This window comes from Arthrobacter sp. TmtSoilC79 (assembly GCF_059739405.1).
Genome location: NZ_AP046051.1, coordinates 1,354,646 through 1,369,065, shown reverse-complemented (window position 1 = coordinate 1,369,065; position 14,420 = coordinate 1,354,646). Strand labels below are relative to the sequence as shown.

Genomic DNA, 14,420 nt, shown 5'->3' with positions numbered 1-14,420 from the left:
GCAAACCATGCCATGGCAACGCTGGCCAGGCCGAGGAGAACGAGGAAGAAGATTTCAAATGCGAGTACAGACATGATGCCATCCTAACCGTTAGTAGATGAGTAGTTTGTCTATGAAGTACACCAAGGCCCCCACAGCCCAGACAGGCGCAACACCCATTCCCACTGCCGCCCGGATGTTCAGGCGTCCGCGCCGAAGGGTGGTCATCCGGCGGAAGCAGACAAGGACGGAGCCAACCACTACGCCCACCAACGCCGCAGGAAGTACTGCGATATCAGAGAATACAAGACCGGCCAGGGGACCCATGAGTCCGGCCATGACCACACCCAGCGGAGCCACGATGCGGTCGGGCCACCGGATGATTCCCACCAACAGGGCGACCGCTGCGCTCAGGCCGGCCACCACCACCATTTCCTTGACTCCGTTGAACCGTGCCCCGGCAATCCACCCTGCACCAAGGCAGTTCAGGAGCACACCGGCGCAGCATCCCAGGGTTGATTCCAGCCGCTGCGCTTGCCCTGTGCCGCGGACGAGCTGGACCACGAAGACCGCCATCACCCCCAAGGCAATGAAGGCCGGCGTTCCTTCCAGGAATCCGGGAGCCGGCAGGTAGGCGGCGGACACGGCAGATCCCGCACCAGCCAACCCGATCACTGACGCCAGGGTTTTCTTTGCGGGAACGCCAAGGAAATGCGGCCAGCCGATACCCACGGCCGCCGATGCGGCAACGCCGACACCCACCATGGCCTCCCGGGAAACGAAGGTGCTGGCCACGATGGCGGTAAGCGCCACGAGTCCGAATACCCCGATGCTCCAAGACTTCACTGTGTGCCGACCTCAATCCGATGCGCCTTACGACCTCTCGACAATCCTGCCTTAACCCGGCCCAATATGTCGTAATTCCGGTGCACGCCCGTCACGAATCCATGTGTCGCAGGGCACTGATGGGTATACTCAGACTTCAACGGCGCACTGTATTGGCCTTGATCCCGTTACAACGGGCAGAGGCTGCCAATGCGCTGTGACCGGCCGGGAATTACCGGTTTCGACGCCCGATGATGCGCGTACAGCCCATTGGAGGAACTATGTCGCACATCCTGCTCCTGACGAACAGCACCGGCTCATCGGTGGACATTTTGCCTGCCTTGGAGTTGCTGAACCACCGCGTACACATCCTCCCGGCAGAACCCACCGCCCTGCTTGAAACCGATCCCACGGACATCGTTTTCCTGGACGCCCGCAAGGATCTGGTCGGCGCCCGATCGCTGACCCAACTGCTCAAGGCAACCGGACTCAGCGCCCCCCTTATGCTCATCCTCACCGAAGGCGGCATGGCTGCCGTCTCCAATGCATGGGCAGTGGATGACATCGTGCTCGATTCCGCCGGCCCCGCCGAGGTTGAAGCGCGTATCCGCCTTGCCATGGCCCGGGCGGTTCCCGGTGAAGAGGAAACCCAAACGGAGATCCGTGCGGCCGGCGTCGTTATTGACGAAGCGAGCTATACCGCCCGCGTCAGCGGCCAGCCCCTGAACCTGACCTTCAAGGAATTCGAACTCCTGAAGTACCTGGCACAGCACCCGGGCCGCGTGTTCACGCGCCAGCAGCTGTTGACCGAAGTCTGGGGCTATGACTACTACGGCGGCACCCGGACCGTGGACGTCCATATCCGGAGGCTTCGCGCCAAGCTGGGTGTGGATCACGAGAACCTCATCAGCACGGTCCGCAACGTGGGCTACCGGCTCACGCTGGTGCGACTGCCCGATGACGAGCTGTCCGAAGCCTGACCGCAGGCTCCCGGAAGCCACGGGAAACCGCAGCATAATACGAAAGAGGCCGGAATCCCTGCGGATTCCGGCCTCTTTCGTTTCAAAGTGGAGGACATACGGGTCGAACGTATCGAGGCCACCCCACTGGTGGATCCCCCCTGCACTGACTGGTTGACTTCATAAGAAGCCGCAAAGCCGAGCGAGATAACGAGACTACCGCCGTTCCCCCCGGACTTCAAATCACAGGGCTTGCCTTGGACGTATAGCCTTGCATCATGAGTCACGCGCACCCGGAAAACTGGCCCGTCCTGATCATCGCCGGCGCCTTGGACCCCCATCTCCTCAAGGACGTCAAGACCCTCGCCGCAGCCGCAGAGGAGTCAGATGGCAACCCGCCCTTCTCTGAGCAGACCCTGGTCATGCTGCGCGGCGCAGATTCCGGGGACCACTCCGTCTTGACCCTGGCACTGTACGCCCCCGACGAGGACTCCGATCCTGCCACCGGCGACGATCTGGCGGGTGTCGCCGTCGTCGTTGAAGCGCCTGACTCCAGCGGTGTCCTGGAACTGGCTGTCCACCCGAGCTACCGCAACCAGGGCGTGGCGGGAAGGCTGCTGGGCGGGTTGCAGGGCAAGCGGAGCCTGGAGGGACTCAGTGCGTGGTCCCACGGGAACCATGAGGCCGCTGCCGAACTCGCCGCCCGATTCGGCTACCAGGCCGTGCGGGAGCTGTGGAAGATGCGGCTCATGTCCTCCGCTTCGGTACTGCCCGATGCCGGCCTACCGGAGGGCGTGTCGCTGCGCGCCTTCGTGCCGGGCCAGGACGAGCAGGCATGGCTGGCAGCGAACCGTGCCGCGTTCGCCCACCACCCCGAGCAGGGTTCGATGACTTTGGCGGACCTCGAAGCCCGGAAGGCCGAAGATTGGTTCGATCCCGAAGGGTTCCTGTTGGCCGTCAATGCCGGCGGCGAGCTCCTGGGCTTCCACTGGACCAAGGTCCATCCCCGGCAGGGACCGCACCCGGCCATCGGCGAAGTGTACGTAGTGGGAGTTACTCCCGAAGCCCAAGGACTGGGACTGGGCAAGGCCCTGACGGTGGCCGGAATCAAGCATCTCCAGGACAAAGGCCTGCACGCCGTCATGCTGTACGTGGACGCCGACAACCAGGCTGCGGTAGCCCTATATCAGAAACTCGGCTTCGTCCGCTGGGATACCGATGTGATGTATGGACCTTTAACCAAAAATTAACCAGGGGTGATTGCCGGACGGAAAGCCGGTGACATCTATGATTCGGGCAGCCCAATTGCTTGTAATGTGGGAGGAAACCCCGTCCTGAGCTTAGGAGAACCCCATGCAGCCGGACCCCGTCGGCACCGCCGGATCCACCTCGAAGGGGGCAACCCTGCCCCCGCGCTTCGGATCCTCGGAAGTGCCGGCCTCGCGGGCCACCCAGGACCGCATCGACATTCCGGAATTCGCGCCGAGCCTTGAGCCCGAAGGCGACATCACCCCGGACCGCTTCCTGGACCGCGAGCTCAGCTGGCTGGCGTTCAACTCCCGCGTGCTTGAACTCGCCGAGGACCCGGACCTGTTCCTGCTGGAACGCGTCAACTTCCTCTCGATCTTTGCCTCAAACCTGGATGAGTTCTTCATGGTCCGGGTGGCAGGCCTCAAGCGCCGTATCGCCACCGGGCTGGCCGTGCCCTCCCCCGCGGGGCTGAGCCCCATCGAGGTACTGGAGCAGATCGGCGAGGAAGCCCACAAGCTGCAGGAACGCCACGCGCGGGTCTTTGCCGAGCAGATCCGTCCGGCACTGGCTTATGAGCACATCCATCTCATGCACTGGCACGAACTTGATGAAGATGCGCGCCACCGGATCAGCATCATGTTCCAGGAGAAGGTCTTCCCCATCCTGACCCCCCTGGCTGTGGACCCGGCACACCCCTTCCCGTACATCTCAGGACTCTCCCTGAACCTTGCAGTGATCGTGAGCAACCCGATCAGCGACAAGGAACTCTTTGCCCGCGTGAAGGTGCCGGACCAGCTCCCGCGCCTGATTTCGGTGGACGGACCCCGGGCCGGTGCCATCCCCGGCCGGGTAGCCCGCTTCATCGCCCTGGAAGAAGTCATCGCCGTCCACCTGGACAAACTCTTCCCAGGCATGGAGGTCCTGGAGCACCACACCTTCCGCGTCACCCGCAACGAGGACCTGGAAGTCGAAGAGGACGACGCCGAGAACCTCCTCCAGGCCCTGGAGAAGGAACTGCTGCGCCGCCGCTTCGGCCCCCCGGTCCGCCTGGAAGTCACCACGGACATCAACCCGAACATCAAGGCGCTGCTGATCCGGGAACTGGGAGTGGAGGAGTCGGAGGTCTACTCCGTGCCGGCACCCCTTGACCTGCGTGGATTGTCGGCGATCAGCAACATCGACCGGGCAGATCTCCACTACCCCAAGCACGTTCCGCACACTTCGCGGTACCTGAACGAATCCGAGACGTCCAAGGCAGCCAACGTCTTTGCGGCCATGCGTCGTCGGGACATCCTGCTCCACCACCCGTACGATTCCTTCTCCACCTCGGTTCAGGCTTTCCTGGAGCAGGCAGCGGCGGATCCCAAGGTGCAGGCGATCAAGCAAACCCTGTACCGGACCTCCGGCGACTCCCCGATTGTGGACGCACTGATCGATGCCGCAGAGGCGGGCAAGCAGGTGCTGGCCCTGGTGGAAATCAAAGCCCGATTCGATGAGCAGGCCAATATTTCCTGGGCACGCAAGCTGGAGCAGGCCGGCGTCCACGTGGTGTACGGCATTGTGGGTTTGAAGACCCACTGCAAGCTGTCGCTGGTGGTCCGCCAGGAAGTGGATGGCTTGCGCCGCTACTGCCACATCGGCACCGGTAACTACCACCCGCGCACAGCCCGGTATTACGAGGACCTTGGCCTGCTGACTGCCAACGAGCAAGTGGGCGAGGACCTTTCCAAGCTGTTCAACCAGCTTTCCGGCTACGCGCCGAAGTCCACCTTCAAGAGGCTGCTCGTTGCTCCGCGTTCGGTCCGTGCGGGCTTGGTGGAGCGGATTGAAACCGAAATCCGCAATGCGCGCGCCGGCGTCCCTGGCCTGGTGCAGATCAAGGTCAATTCCATGGTGGACGAAGCCATCATCGACGCCCTGTACCGCGCTTCGCAGGCCGGCGTGAGAGTTGATGTGGTGGTGCGCGGCATCTGCTCGCTGCGCCCCGGCGTGCCTGGCCTGAGTGAGAACATCACAGTCCGCTCCATCCTGGGGCGTTTCCTTGAGCACTCCCGCGTGTTCGCCTTCGGCAACGGCGGCGATCCCGTGGTGTACATCGGCTCGGCGGACATGATGCACCGCAACCTGGACCGTCGCGTGGAGGCCTTGGTGCAGTTGGCCAGCAAGGAAGATACCGCAACAGTCATGGACCTCATGAGCCGTTACGTGGATGACAATACTGCCAGCTGGCACTTGGACAACCAGGGCCATTGGACGCGGCATCACCAGGATGGGGACGGCAACCCGTTGCTGGACATGCAGTCTTGGCTCCTGGAATCCCGCTCGCGGCAGCGCGCATCGGCACGGCGGTAGAGGAAGCACTTGAACAGCGATACCCCCGTGGCGGATCAGACTGACCACCCCGGCGAGCCGGTGGCTGTTGTCGCAGCCGGCGCTATTCCGTGGCGGCTCAACAAGGGTGCCCTTGAGGTACTCCTCATCCACCGGCCGCGGTATGACGATTGGTCCTGGCCGAAAGGAAAGCTCGACGCCGGCGAAACGGTTCCTGAGTGCGCTGCCCGTGAAGTGTGGGAAGAGATAGGTCTCCAGGCACCGCTGGGCATCCCCCTTCCCGCAATCCATTACCACGTCTCTGCCGGTTTGAAGATTGTCCGGTATTGGGCTGTCCGGGTCAACGGAGCCCAGCTCAGGCCGGACGGCAAGGAAGTGGACAGCGTCATGTGGTGCAGTCCCGACAGGGCGGCCTCGTTCCTGAGCAACCCAACGGATGTGGAGCCGCTCGAGTACCTGGAGAAGGCGCACGTCCGGGGCGAACTGGACACATGGCCGCTGGTGCTGATCCGTCACGCCAAGGCAAAACCGCGGTCTTCCTGGACCAAAGCCGAGGGCGACCGTCCGTTGGCAGCGACGGGCCAGCGGCAGGCAGTTGCCGTTCAACGTCTCCTGGGCGTGTGGAAACCGCAGCGCGTGGTCACCAGCCCCTGGGCGCGCTGCGTTGCCACCATCGCCCCCTATGCCAAGGCCAGTGGGGCAAAGGTCAAACTGGTGGAAGCCTTGACCGAACACAGCCACCAGCGCTCCCCCAAGAAGACGGCGGCAGCGGTGGAGGCCCTGTTCGACAAACAGGTTCCGATCGCCGTCTGCACACACCGCCCTGCGCTTCCCACTGCCCTGAAACAGCTGGGACAACATATGTCGCAGGGCCTGAAAGCCCTGCTACCGGCATCGGACCCGTACCTGACGCCGGGCGAAGTGATCGTCTGTCAGGTAGCGCGTGGTTCCGGGCGGAAGATTGTTTCCGTGGAGCAGGTCAAGCCCTTCGACGACTAGGCAGTAGCTTGACCCCCGCACTTTTGTATCAGTAGATTGATACAAAAGATGTGGGGGTCTTGCTGTGGTTGTTGTGCCAACATTGTTTTTCCTGGCGCCGGTAGTCGGCGCCATCATCGTGTACTTGTTCCTGCGCATGCAGGTCTGGTCCAAGCCCGATGCCCAATCCGTTGCCTCGCACGGATTATGGGTGGGCATCATCGGGTGGATGGCCAGCTCACTGCAGGGTGCCATGAACGCCGGGATCATGCGCGCAAATCCCATGGGATCCAGCGCCCCCGCAACTGCGGACCAGATCGCCACGGCCCTGGGCTGGCCGATCGCTGCCTGCCTCACGGTTCATGCCTTGGGGCAGTTGAGCTACCCGGCACCGAAAGCTCCGCGCAGATACGCTGAACTCACCGTCCGCAGGATCCGCGACTTCCTTCCCCGAAAGCTTGCTTGGACCACCGCAGCAATCTTCGCAGTCGCAGCGCTGGTCATTGCGTGGATCGGGACCCTCCCGGGCCACACGCCGGTACTGCCGACACCCCCGGGCCAGGCGCCTCCTCAGGGCGGTGCGTATCCGGACAACGGGTACGTGGGTCAAGGCCAGGACGGCCGCATTCCCGGAGTAGAGCTGGCAGCCTGGCTCGGCGGGGCCTTGCTGGTCCTGGCATTGGGAACCGTGCTGGTACTTTTCCTGACCGCCCGCCGCCGCCAGTTGGAAACCCTCGACGGCGACGACAACCGAACACTCCGGATCATCGCCACCAACCGGCTGCTTCGAACAGTGGCCACCATCGCGGCCGGCCTGGCTGCCATCGCCGGCAACTTCGCGGCCCAGCCCGCACCCGGAGCACTTTGGCAATCGTCGTGGTTCAACATCCTGGGCCTGGTCAACATGGTGGTGCTCCTCATGATGTGGGGTTGGCGGGTCCCGGAATTGCCGTCGCTGCACCAAGCGGCCAAGACCACCAGCGCCGCCACCCTCCGCGCCGATCCCCGCACCCACCCCGCTGCCCGGTTGGGCATTTCCGTCGGAGCAGCCCTGGGCGTGGTGGGCGGCATCGCCCTGGCGGCCGGCTACGCACTCATCCTGTTTCCTCCGCTACCACCCGCCGCGTGGTCCTTTCCCGCCCTGACGGCCATAGTGGCCTTACTGCTCCTTGCAACCATTGCTGCGGGCGAGTTCCTGACCGCCAGGAACTACGGCACGCCCGAGGCTCCACGCCACTGGCCGCGGCAACCCGTCTCCAGGGGCCTGCTGTCCTTTGCCATAGCCAGCGCCGTGGTACTGGCACTGGCAGTTGCCTTCGCCGTTGCCGGGGAAGTGAAACCGTTCGGTCCCAAGGCCTGGCCCGCCGTCGCCCTTCTCTCCGCAGTGGTTGCCCTGGCCGGGGCCGGTGCCATCCTGACTGTGCGTCGTCGTCGTGGTATCCCCGAGGCAGGCGGTAATGCAGGACTGGACTCCGCGCTCCGTGCCATCAGCATCTACAGGATCGTGCGGACGCTGGCGGCGTATGCCCTGGCGCAGGCCGGCGTACTGCTGGTCAGTACTGGAAACGCCTGGTACGAAGTGTTCCCGCCCGCACCCAGCCCGGATCCGATCGGCCCGAGCCCCGCGGTGGGCATTGGCCTGGTCCTGATCGTCCTCGGGGCCCTGGTCGCCTTGACACCGGTGCGGCGGCTCTTCCGGACCATTCCACGGGGTCACGCGGCCAAGCAGGGAGAACACGCACAATGACGGCCGGGATCACTGTGGACCTCTCCGATCCTGTTCCGCCGTACGAACAGATCCGCCGGCAACTCAGTTCCCTCATAGCAGTGGGCATCCTTGAACCGGGGAGCCGCTTGCCCACGGTGCGCAGCCTGGCCGCTGACCTCGGCATCGCAGCGGGAACCGTGGCGCGCGCCTATAAGGAGCTGGAGCAGGGCGGACTGATTGAATCACGACGCCGGAACGGGACTGTCGTCGTCGGCCCGCCTCCCGCGCCCCACGGGACTGTCCGTTCGGACGCTGCGGTGATGGCCGCCGTCGACGGCTTGATCCGGACGGCCAGGGGTGCCGGCATTGGTGACGACACTCTCATAGATCTGGTTCGAGGCAGGCTGACCAGTAAGCTGGACTCGTGAGCATCCCCACCCCTTATGAAGACCTCCTGCGCGACGTCATGGCCAACGGCACGCACAAGTCGGACCGCACCGGAACCGGAACCCGCAGCGTCTTCGGCCGCCAGTTGAGGTTCGATCTTGCCGGGAGCTTCCCGCTGATCACCACCAAGCGGGTCCATTTCAAGTCCGTGGCGGTAGAGCTCCTGTGGTTCCTGCGCGGCGACTCGAACGTGAAGTGGATGCAGGACCAAGGCGTCTCCATCTGGGACGAATGGGCGGACGCCGACGGCGAGCTCGGCCCGGTATACGGCGTCCAATGGCGCAGCTGGCCAACCCCCGACGGCGGGCACATCGACCAGATCTCCGAGCTCATGGCCAACCTGGCCGCCAACCCGGATTCGCGCCGGCACATCGTGTCCGCATGGAACGTCTCCGAGCTCAAGGACATGGCGTTGCCTCCGTGCCACGCGTTCTTCCAGTTCTACGTCGCAGACGGGAAACTGTCCTGCCAGCTGTACCAACGCTCCGCCGACACGTTCCTGGGCGTTCCCTTCAACATTGCCTCCTACGCACTGCTGACCCGGATGGTGGCGCAGCAACTGGACCTGGAGCCGGGCGAATTCGTCTGGACCGGCGGAGACGTCCACGTCTACGACAACCACGTGGACCAGGTTGCCGAGCAGCTCGGCCGTGAGCCTTACGAGTACCCGCAACTGAAGATCCTCCGGAAGCCGGACTCCATCTTCGACTACACCCTGGACGACTTCGAGGTTGTGGACTACCGCCACCACCCCACCATCAAGGCCCCGATCGCCGTATGAGCACGACTTCCCCCGGGACTCCCTCCCAGCTTCCCGGCGTCATCTTCACCCAGGAGACCGCCGCGCGCATGACGGGCATCGGCATGGTGTGGGCGCAGACAAAGTCCGGCGTGATCGGCAAGGACGGCTCCATGCCGTGGCACCTCCCCGAGGACCTCAAGCACTTCAGCCAACTCACCACCGGCCACCCCGTCATCATGGGCCGCAAGACGTGGCTGTCCTTCCCGGAAAAGTACCGTCCCCTCCCGGGCCGGACCAATATTGTGGTGACCCGCAACGCAGACTGGGCGTCCACGCCCGAGGCCCAGGGCGCCGTCGTGGTTTCATCACTGGACGCGGCCCTCCTGGAGTCGCAGTTCGCGCCCGGTGGCCAAAAAGTCTGGATCATCGGCGGCGGCGAAATCTTTGGACAATCCATGGAGATAGCAAACCTGGCCGTCATCACCATCATCGACGCCGATCCGGAGGGCGACACCTTCGCTCCCGAACTCGGCGATGATTGGACCTTCGACGCCGTAGCCCCGTCCGAGGGCTGGCTCACCGCCAAGAACGGCACCAACTACCGGTTCACTACGTGGCGCCGAAACGCAACCCAGGAAAGCCAAGAGAGCTGAGCATGCTGAAGAAACCCGAAACCCTGTTTGTGCTGGGCTATATGCTGCTGCCGCTCTTCGCCCTGATCTCCGCCATTGTGGGACTGACCATGATCCTGGGCGGCAACAAGATCGCCGGAATCATCGTGCTGATCGTTGTCACGCAGGTATTTACGTTCAGTGCCTTCTTCGCCGTGCGCAAGCGCAAAGCCCTCTTGCTTGAAGAGCACGACGCCGGCGCCCTCTAAGAAGCGCTGAAGCCGCGGCCGGCTGCCGCGCGGCACCTGGGAACTCGTGGTGCCCGCCCGTTGCGTGCGTGACGTAATCAACAGCGGCGGTTTGCTCCGAAAGTCTAGACTTGTTCAATGACTACAGCAGCTAATCCGTCCGTTGGACTGGTCGGTTGGCGTGGCATGGTCGGCTCCGTCCTGATGCAGCGCATGCAGGAAGAGAACGACTTCGCCAACATCAACCCGGTATTTTTCTCCACCTCGAACGCGGGAGGTGCGGCCCCGTCCTTCCTGGACTCTGCCGCCGGCGACCCCGGCAAGCTCGAGGACGCGTTCGATATTGAGACCCTGGCCAAGCTGCCGATCATTGTCACCGCCCAGGGCGGCGACTACACCAAGCAGGTCCACAGCGAACTTCGCAGCCGTGGCTGGGACGGCCTCTGGATCGACGCCGCTTCCACCCTGCGCATGAACGATGACTCGATCATCGTCCTGGACCCCATCAACCGCGATGTCATCGACGCCGGCCTGTCCGGGGGCGTGAAGGACTTCATCGGCGGCAACTGCACGGTTTCCTGCATGCTGATGGGCCTCGGTGGCCTGTTCAAGAACAACCTGGTGGAGTGGGGAACCTCCATGACGTACCAGGCTGCCTCCGGTGGCGGAGCCCGTCACATGCGTGAACTCCTGAACCAGTTCGGCACCCTCAACAACGAGGTCAGCAGCGAACTGCAGGATCCGGCGTCGGCGATCCTTGAAATCGACCACAAGGTCCTCGCTGCACAGCGCACCGGCGTTGACGCCACCCAGTTCGGCGTGCCGCTGGCCGGCTCACTGATCCCTTGGATCGATGCCGACCTCGGCAACGGCCAGTCCAAGGAAGAGTGGAAAGCCGGCGTCGAAACCAACAAGATTCTCGGCACCGGCAACGGAACGGCCGGCAAGGACCACATCGCGATGGACGGACTCTGCGTCCGGATCGGCGCCATGCGTTCGCACTCCCAGGCCCTGACGCTCAAGCTGCGCGAAGACCTGTCCGTGACCGAAATCGAGAACCTCCTGGCCAAGGACAACGAGTGGGCCAAGGTTGTTCCCAACACCAAGGAAGCCTCCATGGCGGACCTGACCCCCGTGGCAGCCTCCGGAACCCTGGACATCCCCGTGGGCCGTATCCGCAAGCTCGAAATGGGCCCGGAGTACATCAGCGCCTTCACAGTTGGCGACCAGCTCCTGTGGGGTGCAGCCGAGCCGCTGCGCCGCATGCTCAACATCGCCACGGGCAAGCTCTAGGCTGCTCCAACCCGCTGCTGACCCGCTGTTCCGTTGCTTCACGGCCTCGGAACAGCGGGTTTTCGCGTTGTCGGTGTATTTATGGCCCCCGGTTGCCTGTTCAGCCGGCCATGAATTTCACGTACGCCCTGCCCTGGGCTTGGAAGGAGCGCTCAGCGGCAGCCCCCAATTGCCCGGCGAACGGCTCGGGTGCGACGCCCACTGACTTGCCGCTCATGGTCCTGACCCAAGTTCCCACCACTTCTCCGCCGGATACGATGATGCGTTTGAAAACGCCGTTCCTGCCAGGCACCACCTGCCCGGCATGCTCGGGAGCCAGCACCAGGCTCCGGTCCTGGTAGCCGAGCAGGTACTCATCGAAGCCAGGAAGTGCCAGCAGCGAGCGCGACCCTGGGACGCCGTCGTCGAGCATCGCAGCAGTCTCCGGCGACACCCAATAACTGCTGCCGCCCAACGGCACCTCAACCAGCCGGCCATGCAGGGTCTTCAGGGCCGCCCGCGCCTCAAGAAGCGGGACCTGGCTCCACCACGAGAAGTCCTTGATGGTCGCCGGTCCGTGGCTCCTGACGTAGCGGAACAACAATTCTGCTATGCCTTCCTCGCGGCCAAGCTCCCTGGATTCGGGGATCCAGTCCTCAAACGGCACAAACAGCTGCTGCAAGCCTGCCTTCCCGCTGGCCGCAGCCATGGGCCCCTGAACCAGCCACGCACGCTGGCACAGACTCCCCAGCAAGTGGATCCCCCGCTGCGCTTTGGTGGCCTGGCCTGCTTCCTCAAAGGCCTGGAACAACTGCTCACGGCTCGCTCCGGGCGCACCCCCGGCCTTCAGGGACTCCGCTGTCTTGAAGGCGATGTCCCGGCAATGGCTGATGTCGTCCGGCGTGATGCCCAGTTCACGATGCCTGCCGGCCACCACGGACATGAGCCGGTCACTGGTGATGCCCAGGATCCAGCGGAGATCCTCAGGGGCCAGGAGGTGAAGGGTACCCCGCATGGGCCAGGAACGGACCACGCTCCCGGCGTCGAGTGCGGCCCGGACATCCGAGGCATGGGTGCCGGGAACCCGCTGCCCGACAGCCCACAGCGCATGGCCCAGGTCCTGGGCCTGCATGGCGGTCATCCAACGAACGGCGTCGGCAACCGAGGGGAAGCCACCACCCAGCAGGCCTTGGCTGACGAGCCGCAAACGGCCCATCACACGGGGACTGGGACTTTTGAGGGCTGCAGGCATGCTTCATCCTAAAAGGGCAGGCATGCACAGGGAACCTTGCCGCGCCTCCCAGCCCCTACCCAGCAGCGGATCCTAGGATGGATTCATGCTTTTCGGAGATCTTGCCCCGTTTGTGCGGCCGATGAGCCGGTGGTTGGCTACCGCCGGCTGGTTCTGCACGCTCGCGGGGCTTGGTGCGGGCCTGGTGGTCGCGGTGGGAACGGGCGTCAGCCTTTCCCCCTCGATGCAGGCCATCCAGACAGTCAGCCTCGTAGCAACCGCGGCAGCTGCCCTGCTCATCGGCACCGCAGCGATCTGCCAACCCGTCTCCGACCGCGACGACGACGCCCCCGAGCCGTGGTTCTACCCAACCGCCGCCGCCCAGGTCCGCAGCTTCCTGCTGGGAGCCATTGTCATGCTCCTGGGCCTGGTGGGTTTCGCAGCCGCCGGCCTGTTCATGCCCAGTGGACCATCGCCGCAAAGTATCGCGTTCAGCCAGATCTTCTTGCTGGGCTCCGTCAGTTGCGGCCTCACGTTCCTGTTGCTCAACAAGATCCTGCCGATCGCCGAGCGGCGGACGCGCTAGGGTCGCCGGCGTCGCGCACTTGGCCGCGCTGCGGCGTGCGCCGAGGGGCGGCGTGCGCCGAGGGGCGGCGTGCGCCGAGGGGCGGCGTGCGCCGAGGGGCGGCGTGCGGCGAGGGGCGGGATCTCAACCGAAAAATCGCCTTATTCCCCCGAGATCCAACCCCTCGCGGGCGGCGCTTTAGAGGGAGAGGCCGATCAGCAATGGTTCCGGGTGGAGTTCAATACCAAAACGCCCGACGACGCCGGACCTCACCTCCCGCGCGATGGCCACCATGTCCGCGGCCGAAGCTGTCCCCCTGTTGGTGATGGCGAGGGTGTGCTTGGTGGACAGGGACGCCCGGCCGCCCGAAACGCTCGCTTCCTCCAGGCCAAAGCCCTTGCCGAACCCTGCCTGGTCGATCAGCCACGCGGCGGAGAGCTTCACCTGTCCGTCGTCACCGGCAGGGTACCTGGGTGCGTTCTCCGGCAGTTCAGCGGCCCGTTCTGCCGGCACGATCGGGTTGGTGAAGAACGAGCCGGTGGAATAGGTGTCACGATCTGCTGCATCAAGGACCATGCCCTTGGACGCGCGGAGCCGAAGGACTTCCCTGCGGACATCGTTGGAGTAGGCACGCTTGCCCGGCTCCACGCCCAGAACCCGGGCCAACTCGGCGTAGCGGATGGGGGCGCTCATCCGGCCCAGCGGCAACTGGAACTCCACGGTCAGCACCACGTAGCGCGGTGATCCTTCAACCGTGGTCTGCTTCAGGATGGAGTCGCGGTATCCGAACTTGAGTTCGGAGCTGGTGAACGTCTGGACTGCGTTGCGTTCGCGGTCCCAGGTGCGGACAGCAGCGATGGTCTGTGAAACGTCAGCACCGTAGGCACCCACATTCTGCACGGGGGTTGCGCCAGTTGATCCCGGAATACCGGACAATGCCTCCAGTCCGGACCAGGCATGCAGCACGGAATGTTCAACCAGGGCGTCCCAGTTGTGTCCGGCCTGCACAACCACCGACACGCCACCGCAACTGTCTTCGGAATTCACTGTGAACCCCTCCGAGGCGATCTTCAGCACCGTACCGGGGTAACCGTCGTCGGAGATCAACAAATTGGAGCCGCCACCGATGATGAGGAGTCTTTCACCTGCAGCGTCGGCCGACCGGACGGCGTCGATAATTTCAGCCTCAGTGCGGGCCTCAATAAAGGTGCCCGCGGGGCCACCAACGGCAGCAGTGGTCAATTCAGAAAGCAGCGTTTGGGTCACCAATCAA

The 14,420-nt window shown here is 64.2% G+C and carries 14 protein-coding genes; 11 read left to right on the top strand and 3 right to left on the bottom strand.

Annotated features, from left to right (window positions below; genetic code table 11):
• Positions 1 to 90 precede the first annotated feature (90 nt).
• Positions 91 to 825, bottom strand: a complete 735-nt coding sequence (locus AC6JA3_RS06345; protein WP_026539783.1) for a hypothetical protein — start codon at positions 823 to 825, stop codon at positions 91 to 93.
• A gap of 260 nt (positions 826 to 1,085) precedes the next feature.
• On the opposite strand from AC6JA3_RS06345, the gene AC6JA3_RS06340 reads away from it, so the two are divergent.
• From AC6JA3_RS06340 to asd, 10 genes are all read left to right on the top strand, one after another.
• Entirely contained in the window at positions 1,086 to 1,784 is a 699-nt protein-coding gene (locus AC6JA3_RS06340) for a winged helix-turn-helix transcriptional regulator (protein WP_026539782.1), read from the top strand.
• A 257-nt stretch (positions 1,785 to 2,041) separates the two neighbouring features.
• Positions 2,042 to 3,013: a mycothiol synthase gene (gene mshD / locus AC6JA3_RS06335; RefSeq protein WP_026539781.1), complete on the top strand. Its 972-nt coding sequence runs from the start codon at positions 2,042 to 2,044 to the stop codon at positions 3,011 to 3,013.
• 103 nt (positions 3,014 to 3,116) lie between these two features.
• Positions 3,117 to 5,366: an RNA degradosome polyphosphate kinase gene (locus AC6JA3_RS06330; RefSeq protein WP_026539780.1), complete on the top strand. Its 2,250-nt coding sequence runs from the start codon at positions 3,117 to 3,119 to the stop codon at positions 5,364 to 5,366.
• A gap of 9 nt (positions 5,367 to 5,375) precedes the next feature.
• The gene (locus AC6JA3_RS06325) at positions 5,376 to 6,344 is read left to right on the top strand and encodes an NUDIX hydrolase (RefSeq protein WP_026539779.1); all 969 of its coding nucleotides are present in this window, start codon (positions 5,376 to 5,378) and stop codon (positions 6,342 to 6,344) included.
• A 73-nt stretch (positions 6,345 to 6,417) separates the two neighbouring features.
• Positions 6,418 to 8,070 carry a hypothetical protein gene (locus tag AC6JA3_RS06320; protein WP_155854554.1) on the top strand — a complete coding sequence of 551 codons (1,653 nt, stop codon included), beginning with the start codon at positions 6,418 to 6,420 and terminating at the stop codon, positions 8,068 to 8,070.
• A complete protein-coding gene (locus tag AC6JA3_RS06315; RefSeq protein WP_026539778.1) occupies positions 8,067 to 8,459 on the top strand; it encodes a GntR family transcriptional regulator in 393 nt (130 codons plus the stop codon). Before AC6JA3_RS06320 ends, AC6JA3_RS06315 begins: the two co-directional genes overlap by 4 nt.
• Positions 8,456 to 9,259, top strand: a complete 804-nt coding sequence (locus AC6JA3_RS06310) for a thymidylate synthase (RefSeq protein ID WP_026539777.1) — start codon at positions 8,456 to 8,458, stop codon at positions 9,257 to 9,259. Before AC6JA3_RS06315 ends, AC6JA3_RS06310 begins: the two co-directional genes overlap by 4 nt.
• On the top strand, positions 9,256 to 9,873 hold the full coding sequence (locus AC6JA3_RS06305) for a dihydrofolate reductase (RefSeq protein ID WP_026539776.1): 618 nt from the start codon (positions 9,256 to 9,258) through the stop codon (positions 9,871 to 9,873). Before AC6JA3_RS06310 ends, AC6JA3_RS06305 begins: the two co-directional genes overlap by 4 nt.
• A gap of 2 nt (positions 9,874 to 9,875) precedes the next feature.
• Positions 9,876 to 10,100, top strand: coding sequence for an NF038396 family protein (locus AC6JA3_RS06300; RefSeq protein WP_026539775.1), 225 nt, complete (start codon positions 9,876 to 9,878; stop codon positions 10,098 to 10,100).
• Positions 10,101 to 10,217: 117 nt separating this feature from the next.
• Positions 10,218 to 11,372, top strand: coding sequence for an aspartate-semialdehyde dehydrogenase (asd, locus tag AC6JA3_RS06295; RefSeq protein ID WP_026539774.1), 1,155 nt, complete (start codon positions 10,218 to 10,220; stop codon positions 11,370 to 11,372).
• 100 nt (positions 11,373 to 11,472) lie between these two features.
• Here the strand turns inward: asd and AC6JA3_RS06290 are convergent, their stop codons facing one another.
• Entirely contained in the window at positions 11,473 to 12,603 is a 1,131-nt protein-coding gene (locus tag AC6JA3_RS06290) for a winged helix DNA-binding domain-containing protein (protein WP_026539773.1), read from the bottom strand.
• 85 nt (positions 12,604 to 12,688) lie between these two features.
• Here AC6JA3_RS06290 and AC6JA3_RS06285 point away from each other — a divergent pair, with 85 nt between their 5' ends.
• Positions 12,689 to 13,168, top strand: a complete 480-nt coding sequence (locus AC6JA3_RS06285) for a hypothetical protein (RefSeq protein WP_026539772.1) — start codon at positions 12,689 to 12,691, stop codon at positions 13,166 to 13,168.
• A gap of 177 nt (positions 13,169 to 13,345) precedes the next feature.
• On the opposite strand, the gene AC6JA3_RS06280 is transcribed toward AC6JA3_RS06285, so the two are convergent.
• Entirely contained in the window at positions 13,346 to 14,413 is a 1,068-nt protein-coding gene (locus tag AC6JA3_RS06280; protein ID WP_026546318.1) for a UDP-N-acetylmuramate dehydrogenase, read from the bottom strand.
• Positions 14,414 to 14,420: the final 7 nt, after the last annotated feature.

Coding starts and splice junctions, on each gene's coding strand:
- asd (WP_026539774.1), top strand. CDS start 10,218: ATGACTACAGCAGCTAATCCGTCCGTTGGACTGGTCGGTTGGCGTGGC.
- AC6JA3_RS06285 (WP_026539772.1), top strand. CDS start 12,689: ATGCTTTTCGGAGATCTTGCCCCGTTTGTGCGGCCGATGAGCCGGTGG.
- AC6JA3_RS06305 (WP_026539776.1), top strand. CDS start 9,256: ATGAGCACGACTTCCCCCGGGACTCCCTCCCAGCTTCCCGGCGTCATC.
- AC6JA3_RS06300 (WP_026539775.1), top strand. CDS start 9,876: ATGCTGAAGAAACCCGAAACCCTGTTTGTGCTGGGCTATATGCTGCTG.
- AC6JA3_RS06315 (WP_026539778.1), top strand. CDS start 8,067: ATGACGGCCGGGATCACTGTGGACCTCTCCGATCCTGTTCCGCCGTAC.
- mshD (WP_026539781.1), top strand. CDS start 2,042: ATGAGTCACGCGCACCCGGAAAACTGGCCCGTCCTGATCATCGCCGGC.
- AC6JA3_RS06330 (WP_026539780.1), top strand. CDS start 3,117: ATGCAGCCGGACCCCGTCGGCACCGCCGGATCCACCTCGAAGGGGGCA.
- AC6JA3_RS06340 (WP_026539782.1), top strand. CDS start 1,086: ATGTCGCACATCCTGCTCCTGACGAACAGCACCGGCTCATCGGTGGAC.
- AC6JA3_RS06290 (WP_026539773.1), bottom strand. CDS start 12,603: ATGCCTGCAGCCCTCAAAAGTCCCAGTCCCCGTGTGATGGGCCGTTTG.